Origin of the sequence: Streptomyces sp. NPDC057099, assembly GCF_042671245.1 — a bacterium.
In the GTDB taxonomy this organism is placed as follows: domain Bacteria; phylum Actinomycetota; class Actinomycetes; order Streptomycetales; family Streptomycetaceae; genus Streptomyces; species Streptomyces purpurascens.
In genome coordinates this window covers 494,343-521,308 of the sequence record NZ_JBHUTX010000002.1, presented here as the reverse complement: position 1 = coordinate 521,308, position 26,966 = coordinate 494,343, and the positions used below count along the sequence as shown (strand labels likewise).

Annotated in this window: 27 protein-coding genes and 1 pseudogene; 22 read left to right on the top strand and 6 right to left on the bottom strand. The window is 72.0% G+C overall.

Translation table 11 applies throughout. From position 1 onward, the window contains the following. Nucleotides 1–59 precede the first annotated feature (59 nt). Nucleotides 60–1,157 carry a winged helix DNA-binding domain-containing protein gene (locus tag ACFT4A_RS04715; RefSeq protein WP_382825939.1) on the bottom strand — a complete coding sequence of 366 codons (1,098 nt, stop codon included), beginning with the start codon at nt 1,155–1,157 and terminating at the stop codon, nt 60–62. 116 nt (nt 1,158–1,273) lie between these two features. Here ACFT4A_RS04715 and ACFT4A_RS04710 point away from each other — a divergent pair, with 116 nt between their 5' ends. The 12 genes from ACFT4A_RS04710 to ACFT4A_RS04655 all read left to right on the top strand — a co-directional run bounded on the left by ACFT4A_RS04710 (nt 1,274) and on the right by ACFT4A_RS04655 (nt 13,595). Further along, on the top strand, nt 1,274–1,699 hold the full coding sequence (locus ACFT4A_RS04710) for a DUF6003 family protein (protein ID WP_382825937.1): 426 nt from the start codon (nt 1,274–1,276) through the stop codon (nt 1,697–1,699). Nucleotides 1,700–1,826: 127 nt separating this feature from the next. After that, on the top strand, nt 1,827–2,936 hold the full coding sequence (locus ACFT4A_RS04705) for an AI-2E family transporter (protein WP_382825936.1): 1,110 nt from the start codon (nt 1,827–1,829) through the stop codon (nt 2,934–2,936). Nucleotides 2,937–3,038: 102 nt separating this feature from the next. Next, a complete protein-coding gene (locus ACFT4A_RS04700) occupies nt 3,039–4,847 on the top strand; it encodes a methylmalonyl-CoA mutase family protein (protein WP_382825935.1) in 1,809 nt (602 codons plus the stop codon). Beyond that, nucleotides 4,847–7,021, top strand: a complete 2,175-nt coding sequence (scpA, locus tag ACFT4A_RS04695) for a methylmalonyl-CoA mutase (RefSeq protein ID WP_382825934.1) — start codon at nt 4,847–4,849, stop codon at nt 7,019–7,021. Before ACFT4A_RS04700 ends, scpA begins: the two co-directional genes overlap by 1 nt. Next, nucleotides 7,018–8,010, top strand: a complete 993-nt coding sequence (gene meaB / locus ACFT4A_RS04690; protein WP_382825932.1) for a methylmalonyl Co-A mutase-associated GTPase MeaB — start codon at nt 7,018–7,020, stop codon at nt 8,008–8,010. The genes scpA and meaB overlap by 4 nt, the downstream gene beginning before the upstream one ends. Before the next feature lie 108 nt (nt 8,011–8,118). Further along, nucleotides 8,119–9,573, top strand: coding sequence for an argininosuccinate synthase (gene argG, locus ACFT4A_RS04685; RefSeq protein ID WP_382825931.1), 1,455 nt, complete (start codon nt 8,119–8,121; stop codon nt 9,571–9,573). 197 nt (nt 9,574–9,770) lie between these two features. Beyond that, complete coding sequence (locus ACFT4A_RS04680; protein WP_382825929.1) at nt 9,771–10,160, top strand: DUF4333 domain-containing protein; 390 nt, start codon at nt 9,771–9,773, stop codon at nt 10,158–10,160. Between the two features lie 38 nt (nt 10,161–10,198). Further along, complete coding sequence (locus ACFT4A_RS04675; RefSeq protein WP_382825928.1) at nt 10,199–10,957, top strand: ATP-binding cassette domain-containing protein; 759 nt, start codon at nt 10,199–10,201, stop codon at nt 10,955–10,957. A gap of 143 nt (nt 10,958–11,100) precedes the next feature. Next, nucleotides 11,101–11,424 (top strand): hypothetical protein, encoded by a 324-nt coding sequence (locus ACFT4A_RS04670; protein WP_382825926.1) that lies wholly within the window; start codon nt 11,101–11,103, stop codon nt 11,422–11,424. A gap of 51 nt (nt 11,425–11,475) precedes the next feature. Next, nucleotides 11,476–12,300 carry a hypothetical protein gene (locus ACFT4A_RS04665; RefSeq protein ID WP_382825925.1) on the top strand — a complete coding sequence of 275 codons (825 nt, stop codon included), beginning with the start codon at nt 11,476–11,478 and terminating at the stop codon, nt 12,298–12,300. Continuing rightward, nucleotides 12,207–12,866, top strand: a complete 660-nt coding sequence (locus tag ACFT4A_RS04660) for a DUF1775 domain-containing protein (protein ID WP_382825965.1) — start codon at nt 12,207–12,209, stop codon at nt 12,864–12,866. Before ACFT4A_RS04665 ends, ACFT4A_RS04660 begins: the two co-directional genes overlap by 94 nt. Nucleotides 12,867–12,950: 84 nt before the next feature. Continuing rightward, on the top strand, nt 12,951–13,595 hold the full coding sequence (locus ACFT4A_RS04655) for a TetR/AcrR family transcriptional regulator (RefSeq protein WP_382825923.1): 645 nt from the start codon (nt 12,951–12,953) through the stop codon (nt 13,593–13,595). A gap of 56 nt (nt 13,596–13,651) precedes the next feature. Here ACFT4A_RS04655 and pntB read toward each other — a convergent pair whose 3' ends face one another. Further along, nucleotides 13,652–15,085: a Re/Si-specific NAD(P)(+) transhydrogenase subunit beta gene (pntB, locus tag ACFT4A_RS04650; RefSeq protein WP_382825921.1), complete on the bottom strand. Its 1,434-nt coding sequence runs from the start codon at nt 15,083–15,085 to the stop codon at nt 13,652–13,654. A gap of 6 nt (nt 15,086–15,091) precedes the next feature. Next, nucleotides 15,092–16,648 (bottom strand): Re/Si-specific NAD(P)(+) transhydrogenase subunit alpha, encoded by a 1,557-nt coding sequence (locus ACFT4A_RS04645; protein ID WP_382825919.1) that lies wholly within the window; start codon nt 16,646–16,648, stop codon nt 15,092–15,094. Nucleotides 16,649–16,962: 314 nt separating this feature from the next. On the opposite strand from ACFT4A_RS04645, the gene ACFT4A_RS04640 reads away from it, so the two are divergent. After that, entirely contained in the window at nt 16,963–18,492 is a 1,530-nt protein-coding gene (locus ACFT4A_RS04640) for an MFS transporter (protein WP_382825963.1), read from the top strand. 6 nt (nt 18,493–18,498) lie between these two features. Here the strand turns inward: ACFT4A_RS04640 and ACFT4A_RS04635 are convergent, their stop codons facing one another. After that, a complete protein-coding gene (locus tag ACFT4A_RS04635; RefSeq protein ID WP_382825917.1) occupies nt 18,499–18,975 on the bottom strand; it encodes a VOC family protein in 477 nt (158 codons plus the stop codon). 137 nt (nt 18,976–19,112) lie between these two features. Here ACFT4A_RS04635 and ACFT4A_RS04630 point away from each other — a divergent pair, with 137 nt between their 5' ends. The 6 genes and pseudogenes from ACFT4A_RS04630 (at nt 19,113) to ACFT4A_RS04605 (ending at nt 22,740) form a co-directional block, all read left to right on the top strand. Beyond that, nucleotides 19,113–19,343 (top strand): hypothetical protein, encoded by a 231-nt coding sequence (locus tag ACFT4A_RS04630; RefSeq protein ID WP_382825915.1) that lies wholly within the window; start codon nt 19,113–19,115, stop codon nt 19,341–19,343. Then, nucleotides 19,303–19,671, top strand: coding sequence for a hypothetical protein (locus ACFT4A_RS04625; RefSeq protein ID WP_382825914.1), 369 nt, complete (start codon nt 19,303–19,305; stop codon nt 19,669–19,671). Before ACFT4A_RS04630 ends, ACFT4A_RS04625 begins: the two co-directional genes overlap by 41 nt. An 84-nt stretch (nt 19,672–19,755) precedes the next feature. Next, nucleotides 19,756–19,855 (top strand): annotated as a pseudogene (locus tag ACFT4A_RS04620) (RICIN domain-containing protein); the annotation flags it as partial. Between the two features lie 52 nt (nt 19,856–19,907). Then, nucleotides 19,908–21,317, top strand: a complete 1,410-nt coding sequence (locus ACFT4A_RS04615) for a family 43 glycosylhydrolase (protein ID WP_382825962.1) — start codon at nt 19,908–19,910, stop codon at nt 21,315–21,317. A 62-nt stretch (nt 21,318–21,379) separates the two neighbouring features. Further along, nucleotides 21,380–22,306 carry a polysaccharide pyruvyl transferase family protein gene (locus ACFT4A_RS04610; protein WP_382825912.1) on the top strand — a complete coding sequence of 309 codons (927 nt, stop codon included), beginning with the start codon at nt 21,380–21,382 and terminating at the stop codon, nt 22,304–22,306. Nucleotides 22,307–22,419: 113 nt separating this feature from the next. Next, nucleotides 22,420–22,740: a DUF3040 domain-containing protein gene (locus ACFT4A_RS04605; protein ID WP_382825910.1), complete on the top strand. Its 321-nt coding sequence runs from the start codon at nt 22,420–22,422 to the stop codon at nt 22,738–22,740. A gap of 13 nt (nt 22,741–22,753) precedes the next feature. Here the strand turns inward: ACFT4A_RS04605 and ACFT4A_RS04600 are convergent, their stop codons facing one another. Together ACFT4A_RS04600 and ACFT4A_RS04595 are read right to left on the bottom strand one after the other, a co-directional pair. Further along, a complete protein-coding gene (locus tag ACFT4A_RS04600; protein ID WP_382825909.1) occupies nt 22,754–23,341 on the bottom strand; it encodes a D-glycero-alpha-D-manno-heptose-1,7-bisphosphate 7-phosphatase in 588 nt (195 codons plus the stop codon). Next, entirely contained in the window at nt 23,338–24,339 is a 1,002-nt protein-coding gene (locus tag ACFT4A_RS04595) for a glycosyltransferase family 2 protein (RefSeq protein ID WP_382825907.1), read from the bottom strand. Before ACFT4A_RS04595 ends, ACFT4A_RS04600 begins: the two co-directional genes overlap by 4 nt. 221 nt (nt 24,340–24,560) lie before the next feature. Here ACFT4A_RS04595 and ACFT4A_RS04590 point away from each other — a divergent pair, with 221 nt between their 5' ends. The 3 genes from ACFT4A_RS04590 (at nt 24,561) to ACFT4A_RS04580 (ending at nt 26,957) form a co-directional block, all read left to right on the top strand. After that, a complete protein-coding gene (locus ACFT4A_RS04590; RefSeq protein ID WP_382825905.1) occupies nt 24,561–25,001 on the top strand; it encodes an SRPBCC family protein in 441 nt (146 codons plus the stop codon). A gap of 72 nt (nt 25,002–25,073) precedes the next feature. Continuing rightward, nucleotides 25,074–25,880: a helix-turn-helix domain-containing protein gene (locus ACFT4A_RS04585; protein ID WP_382825903.1), complete on the top strand. Its 807-nt coding sequence runs from the start codon at nt 25,074–25,076 to the stop codon at nt 25,878–25,880. A 102-nt stretch (nt 25,881–25,982) separates the two neighbouring features. After that, nucleotides 25,983–26,957 (top strand): methyltransferase, encoded by a 975-nt coding sequence (locus tag ACFT4A_RS04580; protein WP_382825961.1) that lies wholly within the window; start codon nt 25,983–25,985, stop codon nt 26,955–26,957. The last annotated feature ends 9 nt before the right edge of the window (nt 26,958–26,966 follow it).

Below are 26,966 nucleotides of genomic sequence, written 5' to 3'. Positions count from 1 at the left end.
CGGGGGGGGGGGGGGGCCCCCCCCCCCGCGCCCCCCCCCCCCCCCCCTCTCCATGTGCGCTACTTCCGTACGGTGCCGAAGCGGATGTCGTACGACGTCCCCGGGTGCATCACGCGCAGCATCCGCTCGCCCTCGGCGGTGACCTCGTCCCGCCTGGTGCTGGTGAGCCGGTCGAAGGGCTCGATCACGAGGGCGTCGTCCTCCAGTCGCCACAGGCCCGCGAGGAAGCCGTCGACGAGGAGCGTGGGGTAGGCGATGTTGCCCTGCCAGGAGCGGCCCCGGTGCTCCGGCGGGACGACGCGGGTGCGGTCGGCGTGGGAGAGCAGCAGGTTGTCGAACTCGGGCAGGAAACGCGGCGGGGCCGGGGTGTCCGGGTCGGGGCGAGAGGCGTCCGGGAGGTCGAAGAGCTCGACGCCGCCCTCGTCCTGGAAGGTGACGAGTCGCGGCCGGAGCCGTTCGAAGGCGTCGCGCAGGCGGGTCAGTCCGGCCCAGGTCTGCATGTCCTTCACCGAGGCCGGGCCGAAGGCGGCGAGGTAGCGAAGGACGACCGCGTCAGGGGTGGGGGCGGGTTCCGACGGGCGGCCGAGCCAGTGCTCGGCGGTGGTGAGACTGACCTGCCCGCTACGGCCCCACAGGCCGCGCGGGGTCACCTGCACCAGCGGCAGACGGCACCGGGCGGCGACCGCCAGGGCCTGTGGATCGGCGTCGGGCCACTCCCGGAGCAGGGCCTCGCGCAACTGCTTCATCGTGCGGGGCTCGGCCTCGACGAGGTCCCGGGCGAGAGCCGCGAGCCGGTCCAGGTCGACACCGGCGAGTCCCTTGCGGAACTGGACCAGCTCCCGGTCCCGGGCGGGCTGCACCAGCGGTCTCAGGGTGAGGCAGTCGTCCGCGGTGTGGGTGTGGATGGTGGAGCGCATCGTGACGATACGGACGACCTCGCGGCCGGCCATCGGCGTCGACAGCGCCTCGGGGTCGAAACCGTCGAGGCGTGCGGCGAGCGCGTAGTACGGAGGCTTGACGTTCTGCGCCTGGAGACCGACCAGATGCTCGACGGCCGCGACGGCCGTCATCCGGGCGGGGCGCAGCAGCAGTTGCCGGTCGAGGGTGGCGCGGTTGAGGGCACGGGTACCGAGGACGCTCCGCTGGGTGTTCGCCATGAGGGCACGGTAGCGGGGCTTGCGGACAGGTTCTGGCCGCGATGGCGATGCCGGCTGTAATCCGGGCGCGGCGGGGTAAGGGGAGTCGATCAGCCCCCGTCGAGAAGGAGCCGAGGATGACCGACGACGCCTACTTGTTCCTGCTTGACGACCCGTCCGCGTCGCTCGGCGTGGCCCCGGCCGCCGTCGGCGATCTCGCGTGCATGGAGACGCCCGCGGTACGCGCCTGGCTGAGCGCGCAGGGAAGCACGCCGGCGTCCCCGCAGCTGCGCCTGCTGCCGCCGGAGGAGACGGCGGCCATCCCCGAGGGCGCGGAACGGCTGCCCGTCCCGCTGGGCGACGAGGAACTGAGCCGGGTCCGCCATCTGAACGCACCCCAGTCACTCGCCCGGGTGGAAGAGGAACTCCTCGCCTTCCGCGACTCCGCGGACGGCCGCGACGGCCTCATCGCCCGCGCCCTCGCCGCCGGCGTGGCACCGCACCGCATCGTCGAACTGACCGGGGTGGATCCGGCGACGGTGACAGCGGCAACGAACGGCTGACGATACGGCGACGGTTTCGACTGCCGCCCGGGCTTCGGCTGTTGCCCAGGCTCAACCCATACCGGCCTTCGGGCGAATTCAGGGCCGGCTCCGCTGTTCGGCGGGCGGTGGGTGGTAAGGGCATGAGATGGCCGCGTCTGTCGAACCGCCCGCCTCGCCGCTCGGACGTCCGGGGGGTGGGGAGCCGCGTGTGCCGGGGTGGCTGCGGATCGCGGGGGCTTATGCCTGGCGGATCATCGCCGTCGGGATCGTCGTCCGCTTCGCCTTCTCCGTGCTCGGGCAGTTTCACCGGATCGCCGTCGCCGTCTTCCTCGGTCTGGTCATCGCCGCCGTGCTCCGTCCCGCGGCCGGTCTGCTGGCCCGGTTGATGCCCAGACCGCTCGCGGTGGCCGTCGCGATCGTCGGCGGCATCGTGCTCGTGCTCGGGGCGCTGGCCCTGGTCGGTGAGACCGTGGCGGACCAGCGCAGCGGACTGGAGCGGGAGTTCGTGGCGGGGATCGACCGGATCGAGCGTCAGCTGGAGGAGCCGCCGTTCCGGCTGCCGGCGGACGCCTTCGCCGATCTCCAGTCACGGATCGGCAAGCTCCTGTCGAGCCATCGCTCCACCCTCATCAGTACGGCGCTCAGCGGCGCGAGCCGGCTGCTGGAGGTGCTGACCGTACTGGCGCTGGCCCTGTTCTGCGCGGTCTTCTTCACGCACTCCGGCGAGCGCCAGTGGCGGTGGATGTGCGACCAGCTCCCCGACGGGGCACGGCAGCGTGTCACGGTCGCGGGCCGGGCCGCCTGGCGGACCTTCACCGGCTACACGCACGGCATCCTGCTGGTGGCGGCGACCAACGCGGTCCTCGTCGGCATCGCCCTGTTCGCTCTCGGGGTGCCGCTCGCCATGCCGCTGGCGCTGCTGGAGTTCCTGGCCGCCTTCATCCCGCTGATCGGCTCGCCGATCGCCCTGGCGGTCGCGGCCGTCGTCGCGCTGGCGTCGAAGGGCCCGCTCATCGCCCTGGTGGTGGTGGCCCTGATCGTGATCATCGGACAGATCGAGGGCCATCTCCTGCACCCCATCGTGATGAGCTGGGCCGTCCGGCTGCACCCGGTGGTGGTGGCCCTGGCGGTCGTCGGCGGAGCGGTCGCGGCGGGGGTGATCGGTGCCGTGGTGGCCGTACCGCTGGTGGCCGTGGTGTGGTCCGTGTACCAGGCGCTGCGAGCGTCCGGGGACGAGATCACGACCCCGGCGTGAACGCCGCGCGGATCATGGAGACCGAGGCCACAGTCAGGGGGAGGGCAAGGTCACAGCCGCGCCCACTCCTGCTCTTTCGTTAACGTGGCCTAACATCCGAGCATGACGGTCCTGCCTGACGACGGGCTTGAGCTGGCCGGCGAGTTCCCTGATGTGCCCCATGAGCAGTGGCAGCGCCTTGTGGCGGGTGTGCTGCGCAAGTCGGGCAAGGACGTCGAGGGAGCCGAGGCCGAGGAAGCCCTGTCCACCGCCCTGGAGGACGGGTTGCGCACCCGGCCCCTCTACACCGCGCGCGACGACGCCCCCGAGCCTGGTTTCCCCGGGTTCGCGCCCTTTGTGCGCGGCGGCCGCGCCGAGGGGAACACGGTCGGCGGCTGGGACGTACGGCAGCGGCACACTGCGGCCGACGGCACCGCGGTGCTCGCGGACCTGGAGAACGGTGTCTCCTCCCTCTGGCTGACCGTGGGCGAGGACGCCATTCCGGTGCCGTCCCTCGGCACGGTCCTCGACGGCGTCTATCTCGACCTGGCACCCGTCGTCCTCGACGCGGGGCACGAGACCGAGCCCGCCGCGCAAGAGCTGCTGCGGCTGTACGAGGAGCGGGGCGTCGCCCGGGACGCGGCGCGCGGCAACCTGGGCGCGGACCCGCTCGGCCACGAGGCCCGTACCGGACAGGGCTACGCCCTCGCCCCGGTGGCGGATCTCGCGCGACGGTGCGCCGAGGAGTACCCGGGGCTGCGGGCCCTGACCGTGGACGCGCTGCCGTACCACGAGGCCGGCGGTTCGGCCGCCCAGGAGCTGGGCTGCTCGCTGGCCACGGCGGTGGCGTATCTGCGGGAGCTGACCGAGGCGGGGCTGAGCGTCGAACAGGCCTCGGCGCAACTGGAGTTCCGGTACGCGGCGACCGCCGACCAGTTCCTGACGATCGCCAAGCTGCGGGCCGCGCGCCGGCTCTGGGCGAGGGTCGCCGAGGCCTGCGGGGCCCCGCGCGCGGGGGCGCAGCTCCAGCACGTCGTGACCTCACCGGTGATGATGACGCGCCGCGACCCGTGGGTGAACATGCTGCGCACGACCATCGCGACGCTGGCCGCGGGGGCGGGCGGGGCCGACTCGGTCACCGTGCTGCCCTTCGACCACGCGCTCGGCCTGCCGGACGCGTTCGCCCGCCGTATCGCCCGCAACACCTCCACGATCCTCATCGAGGAGTCGCACCTGTCCCGGGTGATCGACCCGGCGGGCGGCTCCTGGTACGTGGAACGGCTCACCGACGAACTCGCCCACGCGGGCTGGGAGTTCTTCCGGCGGATCGAACGGCTCGGCGGCCAGGCGGCCGCCCTGCGCTCGGGCGACCTCGGCCGGGACCTCGCCGACACCTGGGCGGCCCGCAGCGGGAAGCTCGCCAAGCGGCGCGAACCCATCACCGGCGTCAGCGAGTTCCCCCACATCGCCGAGAAGCCGGTCGTCCGCGAGCCGGCTCCCGAGCCGCGCTCCGGCGGGCTGCCGCGGGTGCGCCGCGACGAGGCGTACGAGGCGCTGCGGGCCCGCTCCGACGCCCACCTCGCGGCGACCGGCTCCCGGCCCCGGATCTTCCTGGCCGCGCTCGGCCCGGCCGCGGCCCACACCGCACGCCTGACCTTCGCCTCGAACCTCTTCCAGGCGGGCGGCATCGAGCCCGTCACGGAGGGCACCTTCGAGGAGAGCGGCGCGAGCGAGGCCGTGCTCTGCTCCAGTGACGCCCTGTACGAGGAGCAGGCGGAGACGGTGGCCGGGCAGCTCAAGGCCGCAGGTGCCGCGCAGGTGTTCCTCGCCGGGCGGCCGGGGAACCACCCCGGTGTCGACTCGTACGTCTTCGCGGGCTGTGACGCCGTCGCCGTGCTGTCCGCCACCCTCGACCGCATGGGAGTGTCCTGATGGGAATCCCCGACTTCTCCGGGATCGAGCTGGGCTCCCCGGCCGCCGACGGCGGGCCCGACGAGTGGCGTACGGCGGTCAAGAACGCGTCCGGCGGTGACGACCTGCTCTGGGAGACCCCGGAGGGCATCGCCGTCAAGCCGCTGTACACCGGCCGTGACCTGGAGGGCCTGGACTTCCTGGACACGCGCCCGGGCCAGGCGCCGTATCTGCGCGGCCCGTACCCGACGATGTACGTCAACCAGCCCTGGACGATCCGTCAGTACGCCGGTTTCTCCACGGCCCAGGAGTCGAACGCCTTCTACCGGCGCAACCTCGCGGCCGGGCAGAAGGGCCTGTCGATCGCCTTCGACCTGCCCACGCACCGGGGTTACGACAGCGACCACCCGCGGGTGACCGGCGACGTCGGCATGGCGGGTGTGGCGATCGACTCGATCTACGACATGCGCCAGCTGTTCGACGGCATCCCGCTGGACAAGATGACCGTGTCGATGACGATGAACGGCGCCGTGCTGCCGGTGCTGGCGCTGTACATCGTGGCGGCGGAGGAACAGGGCGTTCCGCCCGAGAAGCTGGCCGGGACCATCCAGAACGACATCCTCAAGGAGTTCATGGTCCGCAACACCTACATCTATCCGCCGTCGCCGTCGATGCGGATCATCTCCGACATCTTCGCGTACACCTCGCAGCGGATGCCGCGCTACAACTCCATCTCCATCTCCGGCTATCACATCCAGGAGGCCGGTGCGACGGCCGACCTGGAGCTGGCGTACACGCTCGCGGACGGCGTGGAGTACATCCGCGCGGGCCGTGAAGCCGGCCTGGACGTGGACGCGTTCGCGCCCCGGCTGTCGTTCTTCTGGGCGATCGGCATGAACTTCTTCATGGAGGTCGCCAAGCTGCGGGCGGCGCGCCTGCTGTGGGCGAAGCTGGTGAGGCAGTTCGACCCGCAGAACGCCAAGTCCCTCTCCCTGCGCACCCATTCGCAGACGTCGGGCTGGTCGCTGACCGCGCAGGACGTGTTCAACAACGTGACGCGGACCTGCGTCGAGGCCATGGCGGCGACCCAGGGGCACACGCAGTCGCTGCACACCAACGCCCTCGACGAGGCCCTCGCGCTGCCCACCGACTTCTCGGCGCGCATCGCCCGCAACACGCAGCTGCTGCTCCAGCAGGAGTCCGGCACGACCCGCGTGATCGACCCGTGGGGCGGCAGCGCGTACGTGGAGAAGCTGACGTACGACCTCGCGCGGCGCGCCTGGCAGCACATCCAGGAGGTCGAGGCCGCGGGCGGCATGGCCCAGGCCATCGACGCGGGCATTCCCAAGCTGCGCATCGAGGAGGCCGCGGCCCGCACCCAGGCCCGGATCGACTCCGGTCGCCAGCCGGTCATCGGCGTCAACAAGTACCGGGTCGACAGCGACGAGCAGATCGACGTGCTCAAGGTCGACAACTCCTCCGTGCGCGCCCAGCAGATCGAGAAGCTGCGGCGGCTGCGCGAGGAGCGGGACGAGAGCGCCTGCCGGGACGCGCTGGACGCGCTGACCCGGGCCGCCGGGGGCGAGGGCAATCTGCTGGAGCTGGCGGTGAACGCGGCCCGCGCCAAGGCCACCGTCGGGGAGATCTCCGACGCCCTGGAAAAGGTGTACGGGCGGCACGCGAGCCAGATCCGTACCATCACCGGCGTGTACCGCAACGAAGCCGGGGAGTCGCCGTCCGTGGACCGCACCCGCACCCTCGTGTCCGACTTCGAGGAGGCCGAGGGCCGCCGTCCGCGCATCCTGGTCGCCAAGATGGGCCAGGACGGCCACGACCGCGGCCAGAAGGTGATCGCGACCGCCTTCGCCGACCTGGGCTTCGACGTGGACGTCGGCCCGCTGTTCCAGACCCCCGCCGAGGTGGCCCGGCAGGCCGTCGAGGCCGATGTGCACATCGTCGGGGTCTCGTCGCTGGCGGCCGGTCACCTCACCCTCGTCCCGGCGCTGCGCGAGCAACTCGCCGAGGAGGGGCGCGAGGACATCATGATCGTGGTCGGCGGAGTGATCCCGCCGCAGGACGTGCCCACGCTGCTGGAGATGGGCGCGGCGGCCGTCTTCCCGCCGGGGACGGTGATCCCGGACGCGGCGTACGACCTGGTGAAGGGGCTGGCGACGACCCTCGGGCACGACCTGTGATCGATGTCGACGCCTATGTGAAGGGCGTACTCGACGGGAAGCGGGCGATCATCGCCCGCGCCATCACGCTCGTCGAGTCGACCCGGCCCCAGCACCGGGCGCTGGCCCAGGAGTTGCTGACGGAGCTGCTGCCGCACAGCGGGCAGGCCCGGCGGATCGGGGTCAGCGGGGTGCCGGGCGTGGGCAAGTCGACGTTCATCGACGCGTTCGGCACACAGCTGACCTCGCTCGGGCACCGGGTGGCGGTGCTCGCGGTCGACCCCTCCTCCAGCCGTACCGGCGGCTCGATCCTCGGCGACAAGACCCGCATGGAGCGCCTGGCGGTGGATCCGGCGGCGTTCGTGCGCCCCTCCCCCACGGCGGGCACGCTGGGCGGAGTGGCCAAGGCGACCCGTGAGTCGATCGTGGTGATGGAGGCGGCCGGCTACGACGTGATCCTGGTGGAGACGGTCGGCGTCGGCCAGTCCGAGACCGCGGTGGCGAACATGGTCGACTCCTTCCTGCTCCTCACCCTCGCCCGCACCGGCGATCAGCTCCAGGGCATCAAGAAGGGCGTCCTGGAGCTGGCCGATGTGATCGCCGTCAACAAGGCGGACGGCCCGCACGAGCGCGACGCCCGCGCCGCCGCGCGCGAGCTGGCGGGCGCGCTGCGCCTGATGCACGGCAAGGACGCGGCCTGGACCCCGCCCGTGCTCAGCTGCAGCGCCCGCGAGTCGGCCGGTCTGGACACCGTGTGGGAGCGCCTCGAACAGCACCGCACCCTGCTGGACTCCACCGGCCGCCTCGCCGCCAAGCGCCGTGACCAGCAGGTCGACTGGACCTGGACCATGGTCCGCGACGAACTCCTCGGCCGTCTGAAGGCCGACCCGGCGGTGCGGGCGCTGGCGCCGGTGCTCGAGCAGCGGGTCAGGGACGGCGAGCTGACGCCGACCCTGGCGGCCGAGCGGATTCTCGGGGCGCTCGGGGGCTCCGAGCAGGACACCCGCTGACCTGATCGCGAGCTGTTCTCCGGCCGGCCCCGGGCGTGCCCCGGACCCCCCGGCCGGAATCCATACACGCTACTTGCATGATTATGCGTGATGATACATACTCTTCCCATGTCCAAGGTCCTCACCTCCCTGCCCGCCGGCGAGCGCGTCGGCATCGCCTTCTCGGGCGGTCTCGACACGTCCGTCGCGGTCGCGTGGATGCGCGACAAGGGTGCCGTCCCGTGCACCTACACGGCCGACATCGGCCAGTACGACGAGCCCGACATCGCGTCGGTGCCCGGCCGTGCCAAGACCTACGGTGCCGAGATCGCGCGCCTGGTCGACTGCCGTGCGGCGCTGGTCGAGGAGGGCCTGGCCGCGCTGACCTGCGGCGCGTTCCACATCCGCTCGGGCGGGCGGGCGTACTTCAACACCACGCCCCTGGGCCGTGCCGTCACGGGCACGCTCCTGGTCCGGGCGATGCTCGAGGACAACGTCCAGATCTGGGGCGACGGCTCGACCTTCAAGGGCAACGACATCGAGCGGTTCTACCGCTACGGCCTGCTCGCCAACCCGCACCTCAGGATCTACAAGCCCTGGCTGGACGCCGCGTTCGTGACCGAGCTCGGCGGCCGCAAGGAGATGTCCGAGTGGCTGCTCGCCCACGGGCTGCCCTACCGGGACAGCACGGAGAAGGCGTACTCCACCGACGCCAACATCTGGGGCGCCACCCACGAGGCCAAGACCCTGGAGCACCTGGACACCGGCGTGGAGACCGTCGAGCCGATCATGGGCGTCCGGTTCTGGGACCCCGAGGTCGAGATCACCACCGAGGACGTGACGATCGGCTTCGCCGAGGGCCGCCCCGTGACGATCAACGGCAAGGAGTTCGCCTCCCCCGTCGACCTGGTCATGGAGGCCAACGCCATCGGCGGCCGGCACGGCCTGGGCATGTCGGACCAGATCGAGAACCGGATCATCGAGGCCAAGAGCCGCGGCATCTACGAGGCGCCCGGCATGGCCCTGCTGTACACCGCCTACGAGCGGCTGGTCAACGCGATCCACAACGAGGACACCCTCGCGCAGTACCACGCCGAGGGACGGCGGCTCGGCCGGCTGATGTACGAGGGCCGCTGGCTGGACCCGCAGGCGCTGATGATCCGCGAGTCGCTGCAGCGCTGGGTGGGCGCGGCCGTCACCGGCGAGGTGACGCTGCGGCTGCGGCGCGGTGAGGACTACTCGATCCTCGACACGACCGGCCCGGCGTTCAGCTACCACCCGGACAAGCTGTCGATGGAGCGCACCGAGGACTCGGCCTTCGGCCCGGTGGACCGGATCGGCCAGCTCACCATGCGCAACCTCGACATCGCCGACTCGCGCGCCAAGCTGGAGCAGTACGCGGGCATCGGCCTGATCGGCACCGGCAGCCCCACCATCGGCGCCTCGCAGGCGGCCGCGACCGGGCTCATCGGCACCATGCCGGAGCTGCCCGAGGGCGGCGCCGAGGCCATCGCCTCCCGCGGCGAGGTCTCCGAGGAGGACGCGTGGCTGGACCGCGCGGCCATGGACTCCGGCACGGACTGACCAGACCGGCAGCACGCAAGGGCCGGCTCGACACCGTTCGGTGTCGGGCCGGCCCTTTCGCATCGGCCGAACGGCCGAGGGCCCGTGCTGCCATGCTCCCGGGGTCCGGCCGAACGGCCGAGGCGCGTGCCCGCGCTTCCGGACGAGAGTGGAGCAACTTCCTCTACCGGACCCTGACCCCGAACCAGGAGCACGAGATGCAGCGCGGATTCCTCGTCGGTGCCGTCGGCGGTGTGACCGCCGTGGCCGCCGTGGGCGGTCTCGTCACCTGGCAGCTGGCCTCGAAGGACGTTCAGCACACCACGATCGACACCATCCCCCGCACGTTCTACGTGAAGGTGGACGGCCACCTGGCCGTGGAGCGGACCATCCTCGAGGCCCGTATCGACGGCTGGTACCACCCGCTGCCGTGGGTCGGGAAGGACATCCACGACGTGTCCTGCCCGGCCCATCTGAAGGCGGTCGCCGGTGCGACGGAAACCTGCACGGCCCGGGCCGATGGCGGGCGGATCTCGATCCCCGTACGCGTGATCAAGGTGGAGGGAGACCCCGCGACACCGCGGGTCACCTGGAAGTTCGAGCGCTGAACCGTTTCGCTGACACCCACCCGGGAGCACACCGCGTCATGAGCGTCGTCCTGGCCGGTCACGGCCTCACCAAGAAGTACGGTTCCACCACCGCGCTGGCCGGCGTGGACGTCGAGGTCGCCGAGCGCGACTCGCTGGCCATCATGGGCCCGTCCGGCTCGGGCAAGTCCACCCTCCTGCACACCCTGGCCGGGATCATCAGGCGGGCGGGCGTCGAGGCGACCGTCCGTACGGTGGACGACGGCGGCTTCGACACCGTGCTGCTCGGCAACACCGGTGTGGTCGCCCGGGTCCCGGGCGGGTCCGAGCGGAGCGACGCGGCCGTCACCGCCCTGGCACCCGTCGGGCAGGGGCGCTTCCCGGTCTCGCAGGACTATGTGTCCGCACCGGACGAGACCATCACCGACCGCGTCGCCACGGTCAGCACCGCCACCCTGCTCCTGAGCTTCCTCGTGGCGACGGCCTCCGCCGGCCTGACCGCCGCCGCGGGCGTCCTGGACCGGCGCCGCGTCTACGGTCTGCTGCGGCTGTCCGGCACCCCGCTGAGGGTGCTGGACCGGGCCCGGGTCCGTGAGACGGTCCTGCCCCTGGTGGTCCTGGCCGGAGGCACCACCGCGATGGGCGTGTTCGGCGGCTACCAGCTCAACCAGGCGGCCGACGCCACCGTCGACAGCTCCGGCGCGCTCCAGCTCGCCGTCTGCGTGACCGCCGGAGCGCTGGCCATGCTCGCCGCGATCGGGGGCAGCAGGCCCCTGCTGCGCAGGGTGACGGCGAACCCGGCGCAGACGGCGGACTGACGAGGCGAGAGGCCACGACCGGCCCGCGGCATGACTTCCACACGCCCCGCCGGTGCTCCCACGCCCCCTCGGCAGCGGCCTCCGCCCGCACACCCTCATGCCAGTCTGTAGCTGACTGATTACTCAACGTCAGGAGCTGTCTCATGAGCATCAAGCACGCCACCGTGACGACCACGGCCCTGCTCACGCTGCTGGGCACTCTGTTCTCCGCGACGGCGACCGCCGCGGCGCCGCCCCAGGGGGACTTCACGGCCAGAGGCGTGAAGATTCACACCGGCTACAGCACCACGTCCTCCGTGCGAGGGCACGGCAATCCCGGCGACGGCTACACGTGGATGGGCGGGCAGAGCAACGCGGAGAGCGTGCCCTGCCCGGACGGCTCGGTGAAGGACCACTGGACGTACGTCCACAACAACCGGACCGGGGTCGAGGGCTACGTCTCCGACTGCTTCATCAGGGAGTACTGACCTCCCGCTACCCGTCTGAACAGCCCTTCCGTACCCGACGTATACGACGGGGTGAGCGTCGGTGCGAGTGTGCGGGCGGGCATGTTCGCCCTCGTCGGCAGCGTGCTCGCGGCTCTCGGGCATCACACCGTCGCCGAGGGCACGGTGCCCTGGCGGCTCGTCGCCGGGTTCGGCCTGGTGCAGTTCGCGGCCGTCCGGCCCGTCGCCCGCCGTCGACTCTCCCTGCCCACCGTGGCCGCGGCCACCCTCGCGGCGCAGGGGGTCCTGCACGCCGGACTGACCCTCGCGGGCGGCGCCCACGCCACCGGGGCGGGTCATGCCGGGCATCAGGGGACGGGTGGCGGCGACGGGCACACCTGGCACCAGGTCTCGGCCGGTATGACGGCCGCCCATGTCGTCGCCGCGCTGGCGGCGGGCTGGCTGCTGCACCGGGCCGACGCCGCGCTGACGGCCGCGTTCGCCGCCGTCCGCACCGTGCGGCGCGTCGCCGCCGCCGTCATGGCCCGCGTACGGCAGGCCCTGCTGCCCGGCGGCGGCGCCGGTGGCGCGCCGCCCGTCGTGCCGCTGCTCGGCCGCTTCGACCCGCCGTCCGCCCCACGGACACGAACGCTGGACCACGCGCTGGTGCGCAGGGGTCCGCCGGGACGTCTTCACGTCCCGGTCGTCCCCTCATCCGGGCCGCGGCTTCGCCGTGCCCGGCCGCACCAGCAAGGAGTTCCCGCATGTCCACGTACCACTACGCCTGTGCCGTACGGCGCGTCGCCGTCGTCGGCGCGGCCGTCATCACCCTCGCCCTCACCGCGGCCGGAACGGCCTCGGCCCATGCCGAGGTCGAGGCCGACAAGCCGCAGGCCCTGGCCGAGAACGTCACCCTGACGTTCGTCTCCGAGGCAGAGTCCGACGCGGCGGGCTTCACCCGGCTCCGGGTCGTCCTGCCCAAAGGCATCGCACCCGCCGACGTGACACTCGCCGAGGCGCCCGAGGGCTGGAAGCTGAAGCCCGGCGGCGACGGATACACCATCGGCGGCCCGGCCCTCGATACGGGCGTGGACGCCGAGCACAAGATCAAGGTACGGCGGCTCCCCGATGCCGCGGAACTGGCCTTCAAGACGGTCGAGACCTACAGCGACGGCGAGGTCTCCCGCTGGATCGAACTGCCGAAGGGCGACACGGAACCGGCCCAGCCCGCGCCCGTTCTGAAGCTGAAGGCGGCGGCGCCGGGCGCGAAGCCCACCGCCTCCAGCCCCCGCCCCAGCTCCAGCCCCGCCTCTCCCGAGGCCTCGGCTCCGGCTCCCTCCGAGGTCTCGCCCGCCGGCGACACCACCGCGGCCGAGGGCGACGGTCCGTCGCCGGGCCTGGTCGCGGGCGGCGCGCTGGTGGCCCTGCTCGGCGTCGGAGGCGGCGCGTGGTGGCTGGTGAAGCGCCGCACCAGCACCTCCTGAAGAAGTTGAACGTCTTTAGGGTGGAGCTGTGAAAGGGGCCTTCGAGGATCTCGGAGGCCCCGCACCAGCGGGAGAGGCAGACACATGACCAGGCCGCAGACGGCACGCAGGAAGCGTGCGAACGGGGTGGAGTCGCGTCAGCGGATCCTCGACGCGACGGTGGAGATCGCCGGCGAGCGAGGCTACGAGGGCACCTCCATCGCCGCCGTCAGCGCCAAGTGCGGACTGCCCGCCAGCTCGATCTACTGGCACTTCAAGGACAAGGACGACCTCATCGCCGCCGTCATCGAGCGCAGCTTCGAGACCTGGCTGCGGGCCGTCGAACTGCCCGGTGAGGAGACCGGCACACCCCTGGAACGCCTCACCACCATGGCGGCGAACATCGCCAGGTCCCTGGTCGACGCACCCGACTTCCCGCGCCTGGGACTGATGCTCGCGCTGGAGCGACGGCCCGTGGAACCCCGGGGCCGCACGGTCTTCCTCCAGGTCCGCGAGATCGCCGCCCGGCGGATCGCCGAGACGCTCGGGGCCCTCTTCCCGGACCTGGAGGAGGAATCCGTCCGCACCCTCACCACCTACACCGTCGCCGGTGCCGACGGCCTGTTCGTGCACCACCAGGTCCACGGCGAGGCCGTGGACCTGGTGGCGATGCTCGAACTGCACGCACGGTTCGTGTACGAGGCGGCGGGCCGCCTGTCGGCGGAGGCAGGGCAGGCTCGGCGACCGTAAAGGGCCGCCGGTAGACAGCTGTGCCCCGCCGGACCTCGCCGGCGGGGCACCGTTGTTCACCGCGTGGTGCCGGCCATCTCCGGGACCGGCGCGTCGAGGGCGTCCAGGCCGCGCAGGATGTCCTCCACCCGCTGCTTGGCGTCGCCGAAGAGCATCTGGGTGTTCTCCCGGAAGAACAGCGGGTTCTGCACTCCGGCGTATCCGGCGGCCATCGACCGCTTGAAGACGACCACGTTGGCCGCCTCCCACACGTGCAGCACCGGCATGCCGGCGATGGGGCTCGACGGGTTGTCGGTGGCGGCCGGGTTGACGGTGTCGTTGGCGCCGATGACCAGGACGACCGAGGTGGCGGCGAAGTCGTCGTTGATCTCGTCCATTTCGAGGACGACGTCGTAGGGCACGTTCGCCTCGGCGAGCAGCACGTTCATGTGCCCGGGCAGCCGGCCGGCGACGGGGTGGATGCCGAAGCGCACCTCGACGCCCCGCTCGCGCAGCTTGCGCGCCAGCTCGGCGACCGGGTACTGGGCCTGGGCGACCGCCATGCCGTAACCCGGGGTGATGATCACCGAGGAGGCGTCGCGCAGGAGTTCCGCGGTCTCCTCGGCGTTGATCTCCCGGTGTTCGCCCTGCTCGCCCTCGTCGGCGGCGGCCGCCGGGGCTCCGAAGCCGCCCGCGATCACCGAGATGAAGGAGCGGTTCATCGCCTTGCACATGATGTACGACAGGTAGGCACCGGAGGAGCCGACCAGCGCGCCGGTGACGATCAGCAGGTTGTTGGCGAGCAGGAAGCCCGAGGCCGCCGCCGCCCAGCCGGAGTAGCTGTTCAGCATGGAGACGACCACCGGCATGTCCCCGCCGCCGATGGAGGCGACCAGGTGCGCGCCGAGGGCGAGCGCGACCACGGTGACGGCGATGAGCAGGCCGATGTTCGGCTGGGCCACGAACGCGACGGTGAGCGCGACGAAGGCGACCAGGGCACCCACGTTGAGGATGTGCTTGCCGGGCAGCGTCAGCGGGTTCGACTTGATCCGCGCGGACAGCTTCAGATACGCGACGACCGAGCCGGTGAAGGTGACGGCGCCGATGAACACCCCGATGAACACCTCGGCGTGATGGATGCCCAGCAGCGAACCGCTGAGCCCGGGATCGACGTCGAGGTAGCCGTTCCAGCCGACGAACGTGGCGGCGAGGCCGACCAGGCTGTGCATGATGGCGATCAGCTCCGGCATGCCGGTCATCTCGACGACCCGGGCCCGCCACAGTCCGATGCCCGCGCCGACGGCCGTGGCGACGGCGATCAGCACGAGACCGGTGGCGGTGATGCTCCGGGAGGCGAGACCGACGGTGGCGGCCAGGGCGATGACCATGCCCGCGATGCCCCAGACGACTCCCGAGCGGGAGGTCCGGTGCTGCGAGAGGCCGGCCAGGCTGAGGATGAACAGCAGCGCGGCGACGACGTAGGCGGCCTCTGCGGCCGTGACTGTGGTCATCCGTGATCAGCCCTTCGAGAACATGCCGAGCATGCGGCGGGTGACGGCGAATCCGCCGAAGATGTTGATGCTCGCCAGCAGGATCGCGGCGAACGACAGCACGGTGACAGCCGTGTGCCCCTGCCCGATCTGCAGCAGCGCGCCGACCACCACGATCCCGGAGATGGCGTTGGTGACCGACATCAGCGGGGTGTGCAGCGCGTGGTGCACATGGCCGATGACGTAGAAACCGATGACGATCGCCAGGACGAACACCGTGAAGTGGCCGATGAGTTCACTCGGCGAGAAGGCCGTCACCAGGAAGAGGGCGAGCGCTCCGGCACCGACGAGGGCGTACGGCGCCCACGCGGGCCGGGCGGGCTTCGCCGGGGCCTCCGAGGGCACGGCCACGGGTTCCGGGGCCTGTGCCGGGGCGGGCGCGGCGGACACCTGGACCGGGGGCGGGGGCCAGGTCTTCTCACCCTCGCGGACCACGGTCATCGCCCGCTGCACCACGTCGTCGAAGTCGAGGACGAGCCGGCCGTCCTTGCCCGGGGTGAGCAGCTTCATCAGGTTGACGATGTTGGTGCCGTACAGCTGCGACGCCTGCGCGGGGAGCCTGCCGGGCAGGTCGGTGTAGCCGATGATCGTCACGTCGTTGTCGGTGACGACGGCCTTCCCGGCGACCGTGCCCTCGACGTTGCCGCCCTGGGCCGCGGCCATGTCGACGATGACGCTGCCGGGCTTCATGCGCGCGACGTCCTCGGCGGTGACCAGCCGGGGCGCGGGGCGGCCCGGGATGAGCGCGGTGGTGATGATGATGTCGACGTCGGCGGCCTGCTCGGCGTACAGCCGCGCGGCGAGCTGGTTGTAGTCGTCGGAGGTGGCCTTGGCGTAGCCGTCGGTGCTCACCTCCTGCTCGGCGCTCACCGTCAGGAACTCGCCGCCCAGCGAGCGGACCTGCTCGGCGACTTCGGGCCGCGGGTCGGTGGCCCGGACCACGGCGCCGAGGCTGCGGGCCGCGCCGACGGCCGCGAGTCCGGCCACACCGGCGCCGGCCACCAGCACCTTGGCGGGCGGCACCTTGCCCGCGGCGGTCACCTGGCCGGTGAAGAACCGTCCGAAGGCGTGCGCGGCCTCGACCACCGCCCGGTATCCGGCGATGTTCGCCATCGAGCTGAGCACGTCCAGGGACTGGGCGCGCGAAATGCGCGGCACGGCGTCCATGGCGAGCACGGTGATCGGCCGCCGCGTCAGTTCCTCGACCAGTTCGGGGTTGAACGCGGGGCTGATGAGCGCGATCAGGGTCGCCCCGTCGCGCAGCCGGCCGATCTCCTCGCTCGAGGGGCCGTTGACCTTCAGTACGATCTCCGCCGACCACGGGTCCCCGAGGCGGGCTCCCGCCTCCTCGTAGGCCGTGTCGAAGAAGCGGGACGAGGCTCCCGCTCCCGGTTCGACCACCACGTCGTATCCGAGCGCGACAAGTCTCCCCACGGTGGCCGGCGTCGCCGCCACCCTGGTCTCGCCCGCAGTGGACTCGGCGGGTACGCCGATCCGCTGGGGTTCCGGTTCCGCTGGGGCCATCGTCTGCCTCTCTCGTCGTTTTCTCGTCGTTCGGCTGCCTGTCCTCCTTGGTGCCCGCATCCTGCACCTTCGACGCGGCAACTGTGGCGGACCGTGGTCACATGGCCGAGGAGGTCGTCCTCACACCGCCCAGGGGTTGCCGCCGGACGCGTTTGGGGGTAATGAAGTGGCGCGCGGGGCCGGAGTTGCCTTGTGATGCGCCATGACACGGCCCGGCGCAGACTGAGGGCGTGAGCAGCACGCGCCCGGGGCGCGGCGAGGCCTCGCCCCCCTCCCGATCAGCGCCGCAGCAGCAGACTGTGGCGCTGGCGGCGATGATGTTCGCCGTCGCCATGACCTTCATCGACCAGACCATCGTGTCGATCGCGGCTCCGGACATCGTCCGCGAGCTGAACCTGTCGTCCTCCGGCATGCAGTGGGTGGTGAACGCCTATCTGCTGGCCCTCGCGGCGTTCTTCGCCCTCGGCGGGCGCCTCGCGGACCTCTACGGGCCACGCCGGATCGTCGTGATCGGCACGGTGGTGTTCGTCGTGTCGTCGGTGCTGTGCGGCTGTGTCCCCGAGGGCAGCGCGGCGCAGACCTGGATGATCGTGTTCCGCGCCACCCAGGGGTTCGGGGCGGCACTGCTCTTCCCCGCGGCTCTGGCCGTGGTGGTGGCGGTGTTCCCGGTCGAGAGACGCGGTCGCGCCCTCGCCCTGTTCTTCGGTGTCTCCGGCGCGCTGACCGCGCTCGGCCCGCTGCTGGGCGGCTGGCTCACCAACTGGACCTGGCGCGCCGTCTTCTGGGTCAACGTGCCCGTGGCGATCGTGGCGCTGGTCCTCACCGCGCTGGCGCACATCGCCGACCGGCGGCGGTCCGGCACGCTGGACGTCCGTGGGGCCGCCCTGATCGCGGTCGGCATGGGGCTGAGCGTCCTCGGCTTCCAGCAGGCCTGGTCCTGGGGCTGGGACTCCTGGGCGACCTGGCTCTGCATCGCGGGCGGCCTCGCGGTGCTCTACGGCTTCGTCCGGTTCGAGCGCGACGTGGAGCATCCGCTGATCGACCTGCGGGTCTTCAAGGACAGGGCGTTCGCCGTGGACGCGGCGGTGCTGTTCTTCTCGATGCTCGCCTTCGTCCCGCTGTTCTTCTTCACCTCGGTGTACGCCCAGGTGTCCCTGAGCGCCTCGCCGAACCAGGCGGCCCTGTTCCTGCTGTACTTCTTCATCGGCTTCGCGATCGCCTCGCAGTGGGGCGGCCGGATCCTCGACAAGCGGGGCGCACGCCCGGCGCTGAAGCTGGGCACGGTGGTGGGCTGTGTCGGGTTCGCCCTGTGGGCGAACAAGCTCACCGACCTGTCCATGCACGACCAGTGGCCGTACGCGGCCCTCGCCGGAGCCGGTATCGGCTTCATCCTCGCGCCGGCCTCCACGGACGCCGTCAACCGGTCCATCGGCGCCTCGTACGGCGAGGTCACCGGCATCACCCAGACGGTGCGCAACTACGCGGCGAGCGTGGGACTGGCCGTCTACGGCACGATCCTGACGCACGTGACGACCGACAAGGTGGTGCAGACCCTGCAGTCCCGGGGCATGTCCACGGACGACGCGAACACCGTGGCCCGTGACATCACCGAGTCGATCACGGGCAGCGGCGACTCCCAGCCGCCCACCGGCACCGGTCCCGCCGCCGAGGCCACCCGGGACGCGATGAGCGCCATCCGCATGGACTTCGCCGAGGCCAACCAGTGGGTGTTCTACGGCATGGCCATCGCCCTGGGCATCGGATACCTGTGCGCCCTGCGGCACCCGGGCGGCCGGCCGACCTCGGACGCGACGGTGGAGGAACCGGTCGGGCAGGCCCGCTGAGGGTCGTCAGGTGAACAGGTCGGTCGTCCGCGCCTGGATCTCCTCCGGCGTCAGCTCCTCGATCGGCTGGGAGATCATCCAGAGATGGCCGAACGGGTCGGCGAGACGGCCGCCGCGCTGCCCGTAGTGCTGGTCGGCGACGGGGTACACCACCGTCGCCCCGCCCCGCAGCATGGCCTCGGCGACGGCGTCGGCGTCGGACACGTCGAGTGCCATGATCACCGGGGAGCCACCGAGGGAGGGCGGCGCCGGGTCGCCGTCGTCGGCGTCCTTGACCGCGATCACGGTGCCGCCGAGACGCAGCATGGCGTGCACGATCCTGCCCTCGGGGTCGGTGTACCGCTCGATCTCCTCGGCGGCGAGCGCGGTCCGGTAGAAGTCGATCGCCCGGGGGCCGTCGGAGACCACGAGCCGGGCGTAGAGCCGGGTGACGGCCGGGGTGTCGGATGGGGTGTCGGATGGGGTGTCGGGTGTGTTCGTCATGCCTTCACGATCGCGGGTCCCGGGGTCCGTGGATTGCGGGAAGCGGCCGTCCGGGCGGGGCCGTCACCCGCCGAGCGGAACGTGGTGGCGCTCCGGCGGCATGGTCTCCTTGCAGTCCGTACGCGATCACGCCCGAGGTGGAGACCTCGATGGAACCCGGCGCCGCCCTCGATCCGCTGGACCTGAAGCTGCTCGGCGTCTCGGACCAGACCGTCGCGCGGCGTTACCGGGGGCTGCGCACCCGCGCGCGGCCGAGGGTGCTCGGCGTGACCGACGAGAACCGTCTCGGCCGCAGCAGCTGGATCGCGGCTGCGCTGCACCCGGGACGTGGCCGAGCAGCTCGCGGGCGCGCTCGCCCGTCGCCCTGACACCTCGTACGTCAGCCTGAACTCCGGCGGCACGGAGGTGATGTGCACGATGAAGCCGCGCAGCCGGGAGGCCCGCGACGAGCTCCCCTTCGACCGGCTCCAGCGCACCCCGCGGGTCACCTCGGTCAACGCCCACTGCGTCCCGCACGCCTTCTACGGCGGCGCCCTCGGCTGGCTCAACAAGGCCGACGCCCTCTCCCCCGACGAGGAGGCGGCACTGCGCCCGCCGCCCGTCGCGACGGCCACGGGCCCGGTCGCCCTAAACATCCTCGCCGCGACCCTGCACCGCATCAAGCAGCTCTCCTACGAACCGAGACCGAACCGTTGACGGAGGCACGGGCCCCACTTATCTTCTGACCGACTTCATGGCCGGATTCACGAACTGCGTTCGAAATTACGGACATTGGACACCGACGTGGCGAACTGCCGGTACCGCGGACGACACCGACGTACGGCAGTGGACGTGGCTGAACAACAACTGCCAGCAGTGGCGCCTCGTCCCCGCGACCTGACGTGGACTGGAGAACTCCCTTGAGACGCAACGCCGTTCGCCTGCTCCTGGCGATGCTGGTCGCCCTCGCACCCTGCCTCGCGGGCGCGCCCGCGCACGCCGCCGTGCCCGACTCGCCCGCCGTCACGTACACCAACCCGATCGCGGAGAAGCGGGCCGACCCGCACATCGTCAAACACACCGACGGCTACTACTACTTCACCGCGACCGTCCCCGAGTACGACCGCATCGTGCTGCGCCGGGCGACCACGATCCAGGGGCTGAGGACGGCCCCCGAGACCACCATCTGGACCAAGCACGCCAGTGGTGTGATGGGGGCCCACATCTGGGCGCCGGAGATCCACTTCATCGACGGCAAGTGGTACGTGTACTTCGCGGCGGGCGCCAGCAATGACGTGTGGGCGATCCGGATGTACGTCCTGGAGGGCACGGGCGCCAACCCGCTCACCGCCGGCTGGACCGAGAAGGGCCAGATCAGGACCCAGTGGGAGAGCTTCTCCCTGGACGCCACCACCTTCGTCGTGAATGGCGTGCGCTACCTGGCGTGGGCGCAGCGCGACCCCGCCGTGAACAACAACACCGACATCTACCTGGCGAGGATGGCCAACCCCTGGACGATCACCGGCACTCCGGTGATGCTGTCGCGGCCCACCCACTCCTGGGAGACCGTCGGCTACAAGGTCAACGAGGGCCCGGCGGTCGTCCAGCGCGGCGGCAAGGTGTTCATGACGTACTCCGCCAGCGCCACCGACAGCAACTACTGCCTGGGCATGCTCACCGCCTCCGCGAGCGCGAACCTGCTCAGCCAGGCGTCCTGGTCCAAGAGCCCCACCCCGGTGTTCGCCGGCAGCGCCGCGACCAGCCAGTACGGTCCGGGCCACAACTCCTTCACCGTCTCCGAGGACGGCAAGAGCGACGTCCTCGTGTACCACGACCGCAGCTACAAGGACATCAGCGGCGACCCGCTGAACGACCCCAACCGCCGCACCCGCGTGCAGAAGGTGTACTGGAAGGCCGACGGCACGCCGGACTTCGGGATCCCCGTGGCCGACGGGGTCACCCCGCAGCGCTTGTCGTCGTACCACTTCGCGGACCGCTTCGTCCGGCACTGGGAGTACCGCGCCCGCATCGAGGCCGGTGTCTCCCCGCTCGCCGACTCGCAGTTCCGCGTCGTCGGCGGTCTGACCGGCAGCGGCACGGTCTCGCTGGAGTCGGCCAACTTCCCCGGCTACTACCTGCGGCACAGGAACTTCGAGGTGTGGCTGGAGAGGAACGACGGCAGCGCGGGGTTCGCCTCCGACGCCGCCTTCCACCGGCGCGCCGGGCTCGCCGACTCGGCAGGGGTGTCGTTCGAGTCGTACAACTACCCGGGGCGATACGTCCGCCACGGGGAGTACCTGCTGAACGTGCAGACGGTGAGCACGGCGACCGACCGGGCGGACGCCACCTTCTACACCCAGTGACGGCAGGTTAAATGCGCGTAATGCCCTGATTGTGTTCCCGGTGGGAGGGGCACTCAGGGCATGTGCGCATACAAGACGGCGAACGACCGCGCAGGGTTCTGCTGGCCGGGTGGTTCAGCTTCCGGGACAGGGAGGCGACCGCCGGGGACGTGCTGGCCCTGCGCCGGGTGGAGGACGTGCTGCGGGGGACGGGCATCCCCTACGACGTCGCCTGGAGTCCGGGTTTCCGTCCGGAGGCCCTGCATCTGGAGCGGCTGTGGCCCGAGGACTACACCCACCTGGTGTTCGTGTGCGGCCCCTTGCACGGGCCGCAGGTCGAGGAGCTGCACCGGCGGTTCGCGCACTGTGTGCGGATCGCCGTGGGCACTTCGGTGATCGACCCCGGCAGCACAGCCGTGACCGGCTTCCACCGGGTACTGCCGCGGGACGCTCCCGACCGTGAGCCGGTGGAGGATCTGGCGGCCCGCGCCCCGGACGTGCCTGCCCGGCCCGTCGTCGGGGTGATCCTCGCGCACGGGCAGCACGAGTACGGGCAGCTGAGGCGGCACGGGCAGGTGGCCGAGGAGGTGACGCGGTGGCTGGCCGGGAAGGACTGCGGCAGGCTGGAACTGGAGACGCGGCTCGACGCGCACGACTGGCATCTGAGTGCGACGCCGGCGCAGCTCCAGTCCGTGCTGGCCCGGATGGACCTCGTCGTCACGGACCGGCTGCACGGGCTGGTGATCGCGCTGCGGGTCGGCACGCCGGTGCTGGCCGTCGATCCGGTCGCGGGCGGCTCCAAGCTGACCGCGCAGGCCCGTGCCTGCGGCTGGCCCGCGCTGGTGGCCGCCGAGCGGCTGGACGTGCGGCAGTTGGACCGCTGGTGGGACTGGTGCCTGACCGGCGGCCGGGTGACCGCACGGCAGATCCGCGACGGATTCCGCGAGGGCACCGTGCCCGACAGCGCGGACCGGCTCGTCGAGGCGCTGGCACGGCCGGTCGCCGGTTAGCTCCGTGACCTCACGGGGCATCCGCATCTACGTTCCCCGCTGAACTTCCCCGCTTCCCCCGCCGCACGTCCCCCCGGGAGGAGAGACGGTCCGGCCGACCGGAAGGAGAAAGCGTGTCCATCGGCCGACTTCCCGATCACGAGCAGCGCATCCTCGACGAGATGGAACGCGCCCTGCGCCGCGACCGCCGCCTCGACCGCCGGCTGCGCACCCTGCGGGTGCGCCGTCGCCCCGACCCCGCCCTCGTCCTGGCCCGCCTGGCCGGCTACCGCCCCCGCGTCTGGACCGCGATGGTCCTGTTCGCGGTGTCGGTCGGCCTGTTGGTGGCCGGGATCGTCACCTCCGAACCAGGGGTGATCTGGGCGTTCGCCGCCCTGTGCCCCCTGACCCTGTACGCGACGTTCCGGCTGATGTGCCGGTGGTGCGGGACCTGAGCGTCCGCCGCCCCTAACCGGGATCGGCCGTGAAGGCCTGCCGGATGGGGCGTTCGTCGGCGAGGACACGGCCCTTGGGCGGTCCGTCGAGGAGCGCGCGGGCGGCGGTCAGCAGGTCCGGGGCGACGTGGTCCGCGCGTACGGTCTCGTCGGGGCGGGTCCGCGCGGTCGGGACGAGGACGCCACGGCAGCCCGCCCGGTGTGCGGCCTCCGCGTCGGCTCCGGTGTCGCCGATGACGACGAGGTCGGCGGGCCGGGCGCAGATCCGCCCGGCCGCCCACAGCACCAGGCCGGGCCGGGGTGTGCGGCAGTGGCAGCCGTCGTCGGGACCGTGCGGGCAGACGGCGAACACGTCGAAGGGGCCGAGGAGTTCGTCGACGCGGTGATCGACGCGGCGCACATCGGCGTCGGTGAGCCGCCCGCGCGCGACGCCGGGCTGATGGGTGAAGACACCGGTGCGGATGCCGCGCTCGCGCAGCAGGGCGAGCGCCTCCCGGGCGCCTTCGACGGGGCGTACGCGGCCGGGGTCGGCGTTGTCGGGGACGTCCTCGACGAGCGTGCCGTCGCGGTCCAGCAGCACGGCCGTCACCTGACGCCTCACGAGGTCACCTCGTCCTGCCAGGCGGGGGCGTGGCGGTGGCGCCAGGCGCCGGTCAGCCGGTGCCAGGTCGCGGCGGGCGGGATGAGCACGCTGGTCGCCATCATGGTCGTCACCTCGTGGCGGGTGCGCGGGCCGAGCGCGATACGGGTCCGGGCGAACTCCGCCGTGCCGGCCGCCCAGCCGAGCGCGCAGGCCGTCGCGGCCCGTCCGTGCCCGGCGGCGGCGAGGGCGCACGCGGCGACACCCGCGGTCGTGATCGCCGCGTGGGTGCGGATCCGGCCGCGCGGCGCGACGGCCTTGTCCCACCAGTCGGGCCCGTGCAGATGCCGCATGAGGGCGTCGTCGGCGTTGCCGCGCTGCTGGCGCACCGAGACCCAGCGGGAGGCGGGGTGCACGGGGTGCCGTGTGGTGCGGCGGCCCTGCCGGATGCGCCAGCCCGAGTCGAGTACGCGCAGCGCGAGGTCGGCGTCCTCGCGGAAGGCACGCCGGAAGCGTTCGTCGAAGCCGCCGACCTGCTTGAGCGCCTCCGTGCGGTACGCCATGTCGGAGGTGATCCAGTGGGCGCGGGCGAGTCCGGCCGTGCCGCGTTCCCAGTCGGTGGGGCGGCGTTCGCCGGGCAGCGGGACGGCGATGACGCCCTGGACGCCCGCGATGTCGGGCGACGCCTCGGCCAGGTCCTCGGCGAGCTGATCGCACCAGTGGGGCCCGACCTGCACATCGTCGTCGAGGAACACGGTCCACGGCGCCGTCACGGCCCGCAGTCCGGTGTTGCGGGCGGCGGCGGGCCCACGACCACCGCCGCCCAGCACTGTGGTGCGCCCCCGCAGGTCGCCCAGCACGCTCAACGGGTGCTCCAGTTCCCCTGGGCCCGGGTCGGTCCGGTCGTCGACGAGGACGATCTCACCGGGCCGCGGCCCGGTCGCGGCGGCGAGCGCCGCGAGACAGTCGGCGAGGGTGTCCCGTACGAGAGTCGGGATCACGACGGCGTACGAGGTCATACGGCTGTGCTCCGTCCCGGGCGGCGTGCGGGGCCTTAGGAGCTGGCGAGTGCCGCGATGCGACCTTCTCAAACACCAGGTCAGCCCCGTCGGGAGTCTTCCGGGCCACTATGAACCGCGCGTATACCCGCCCCCGTGCGGCCCCGGGTCCGGTATGGGCCGAGTGGGTGAGCCGTACCCGAGCGGGCCGCTGGACAGCGTGGGTTCCCTACGATCGGGACGTGGCGAACATCCTGCTCGAACGGACGGTCCCGCTCCCCCTCGACGAGGCGTGGCGGCGGATCACGGAGTGGCGGCGGCACGGGGACGGGGTGCCTTTGACGCGGGTCGGCCCGGTCCCGGCCGGTCCGACCCGCGTCGGCACGGTCGTCCTGGCCCGCACGGGCGTCGGACCGCTGTCCTTCGACGACCCGATGGAGGTCACGGTGTGGGAACCCCCGGAGAACGGGGCCCAGGGGATGTGCCGTCTGGAGAAGCGGGGCCGTGTGGTGCTGGGCTGGGCGGAACTGCAGGTCCGGCCGGGACCCGGCGGCCGTGCCCGCGTGGTGTGGCGCGAGGAGATCCGCATCCGGCTGCTGCCCTCGCTCTTCGACGGCGTGGTGGCGAGCTCGGCACGGTATGTGTTCGGCCGTGCGCTGAACCGCCTGCTGAGACAGGCGTGAGGGGCGCCGGGAGCGCTTCCGTCCGGAACTTTCGTCCAAGACAGACGCCCGGATGTCGGCGACCGTGGAGACATGCGCAGCTACGAAGCGGAGACCGAGCCCGGCTGGGACGTCGTCCTCCCCCGCGGTGACCTGTCGCTCGGCGGTGTCCGGATGGCCGGGTTCCGTGAGCGGGCCGCCGGTGGGCTGGACTTGCGGGTGCTGCCTCAGCCCGCGGTGATCGTCGTCATCGGGCTCGGGGACGAACCGTTCTCCGTCGAGGGCGCCACCGGGCACCGGCCGTTGCGGAGCCTCGTCGCCGCGCTGTCGCCCGGCCCGGCCCGGATCCGCGGTGCCGGTGTCGAGTGCGTCGAGATGAGCCTGTCGCCCCGGACCGCGTATGCGCTGCTGGGTGTCTCGCCGCGCGAGCTGGACGGATCCGTCACCGGGCTCGAGGACCTCTGGGGGCGGGAGGGGCGACGGCTGCGGGAGCGGATGGCCGAGACCTCCGTCTGGGAGCACCGTCTCGCGCTCGTGGACGAGTTCCTCGCGGGGCGGGCCGCGCGGGCACCGGCGATGGCGCCCGAGGTCGCCGCCGTCTGGGAGACCATCGTGGCCCGGCGGGGCCGGGTACGGGTCGAGGACCTGGCGGCCTCCTGCGGCTGGAGCCGCAAGCGGCTGTGGTCCCGGTTCGGAGACCAGATCGGCCTCACCCCGAAGCGCGCCGCCATGCTGGTCCGCTTCGACCACGCCGCCCGGGCACTCGGCGCCGGCATCAACGCCGCCGACGTCGCTCTGGCGTGCGGGTATGCCGACCAGCCCCATCTCCACCGCGACGTCCTGGCCTTCGCGGGCTGCACGCCCACCGCCCTGGCCGGCCGCACCGCATCCGCAGGCTGACCGGCCCCCACCACCCAGGAGGAAGATCCCGTGGCGAACACCCACGTTCTCGCGCCCGACCTGACCGACCGTGACCTGCTCGTACGGCTCGTCTTCGGCAGCATGGCCGCCCAGACCGTCCGTGCGGCCGTCCGGCTGAGGATCGTCGAGCTGATCGGCGACACACCGCGTCCGGCCGCCGACGTGGCCGCCGACGCGGGAAGCGCGCCCCAGCCGATGACCCGGCTGCTGCGCGCTCTGGCCGGCCTCGGACTGCTCGAGGAGCACGCCCCCGGCACCTTCGCGGTGACCCCCGCGGGCGCCCTCCTCGACTCCAACCGCCCGGACTCGCTGACCTCCTTCGTGCGGATGTTCACCGAGCCGGCGATCATCCGCGCCTGGGAGCACCTGGACGACAGCGTCCGTACCGGCGATGTCGCGTTCGACGCCGTCTTCGGCACGGACTTCTTCAGCCATCTCGCCGGGCAGCCCGAGCTGTCCACGATGTTCAACGCGGCGATGAGCCAGGCCACCGCGGAGACCGCCGCCGCGCTGCCGGGCGCCTTCGACTTCGGCCGGTTCGGCTCGGTCACGGACGTCGGCGGCGGGGACGGCACGCTCCTGGCCGGCCTCCTCGCCGCGTTCCCCGGTCTCAAGGGTGTCGTGTACGACACGGCCGAGGGACTGGCCCAGGGGCAGGAGACCCTGGGCCGGCACGGGCTCACGGAACGCTGCTCCCTGGCAGCAGGGGACTTCTTCCGCTCGGTTCCCAGGGGCTCGGACCTCTATCTGATGAAGAGCATCCTGCACGACTGGCCGGACGACCGGGCGGTCACGATCCTGCGCCACTGCCGCGCGGCGCTGCCTCCCGGCGGACGCGTCCTGATCCTGGAACCCGTGCTGCCCGAGGCCGTCGGGACCGACGGTGACGGGGGCACGTATCTCAGCGACCTCAACATGCTGGTGAACGTGGGCGGCAGGGAACGCACCCGCCAGGACTTCGAGGACCTGTGCCACGCCGCCGGGCTGTCCCTCGTCACGGTCACCCCACTGCCGGAGGCGGAACCGTTCTCGCTCCTGGAGGCCGAGGCGCGCTAGCCGCCGAGG

Excerpts from the sequence above, each read along its gene's own strand:
- ACFT4A_RS04715 (WP_382825939.1), bottom strand. The coding sequence starts at position 1,157 with ATGGCGAACACCCAGCGGAGCGTCCTCGGTACCCGTGCCCTCAACCGC.
- ACFT4A_RS04710 (WP_382825937.1), top strand. The coding sequence starts at position 1,274 with ATGACCGACGACGCCTACTTGTTCCTGCTTGACGACCCGTCCGCGTCG.
- ACFT4A_RS04705 (WP_382825936.1), top strand. The coding sequence starts at position 1,827 with ATGGCCGCGTCTGTCGAACCGCCCGCCTCGCCGCTCGGACGTCCGGGG.
- ACFT4A_RS04700 (WP_382825935.1), top strand. The coding sequence starts at position 3,039 with ATGACGGTCCTGCCTGACGACGGGCTTGAGCTGGCCGGCGAGTTCCCT.
- scpA (WP_382825934.1), top strand. The coding sequence starts at position 4,847 with ATGGGAATCCCCGACTTCTCCGGGATCGAGCTGGGCTCCCCGGCCGCC.
- argG (WP_382825931.1), top strand. The coding sequence starts at position 8,119 with ATGTCCAAGGTCCTCACCTCCCTGCCCGCCGGCGAGCGCGTCGGCATC.
- ACFT4A_RS04680 (WP_382825929.1), top strand. The coding sequence starts at position 9,771 with ATGCAGCGCGGATTCCTCGTCGGTGCCGTCGGCGGTGTGACCGCCGTG.
- ACFT4A_RS04675 (WP_382825928.1), top strand. The coding sequence starts at position 10,199 with ATGAGCGTCGTCCTGGCCGGTCACGGCCTCACCAAGAAGTACGGTTCC.
- ACFT4A_RS04670 (WP_382825926.1), top strand. The coding sequence starts at position 11,101 with ATGAGCATCAAGCACGCCACCGTGACGACCACGGCCCTGCTCACGCTG.
- ACFT4A_RS04655 (WP_382825923.1), top strand. The coding sequence starts at position 12,951 with ATGACCAGGCCGCAGACGGCACGCAGGAAGCGTGCGAACGGGGTGGAG.
- pntB (WP_382825921.1), bottom strand. The coding sequence starts at position 15,085 with ATGACCACAGTCACGGCCGCAGAGGCCGCCTACGTCGTCGCCGCGCTG.
- ACFT4A_RS04645 (WP_382825919.1), bottom strand. The coding sequence starts at position 16,648 with ATGGCCCCAGCGGAACCGGAACCCCAGCGGATCGGCGTACCCGCCGAG.
- ACFT4A_RS04640 (WP_382825963.1), top strand. The coding sequence starts at position 16,963 with ATGATGTTCGCCGTCGCCATGACCTTCATCGACCAGACCATCGTGTCG.
- ACFT4A_RS04635 (WP_382825917.1), bottom strand. The coding sequence starts at position 18,975 with ATGACGAACACACCCGACACCCCATCCGACACCCCATCCGACACCCCG.
- ACFT4A_RS04615 (WP_382825962.1), top strand. The coding sequence starts at position 19,908 with ATGCTGGTCGCCCTCGCACCCTGCCTCGCGGGCGCGCCCGCGCACGCC.
- ACFT4A_RS04595 (WP_382825907.1), bottom strand. The coding sequence starts at position 24,339 with ATGACCTCGTACGCCGTCGTGATCCCGACTCTCGTACGGGACACCCTC.
- ACFT4A_RS04585 (WP_382825903.1), top strand. The coding sequence starts at position 25,074 with ATGCGCAGCTACGAAGCGGAGACCGAGCCCGGCTGGGACGTCGTCCTC.
- ACFT4A_RS04580 (WP_382825961.1), top strand. The coding sequence starts at position 25,983 with ATGGCCGCCCAGACCGTCCGTGCGGCCGTCCGGCTGAGGATCGTCGAG.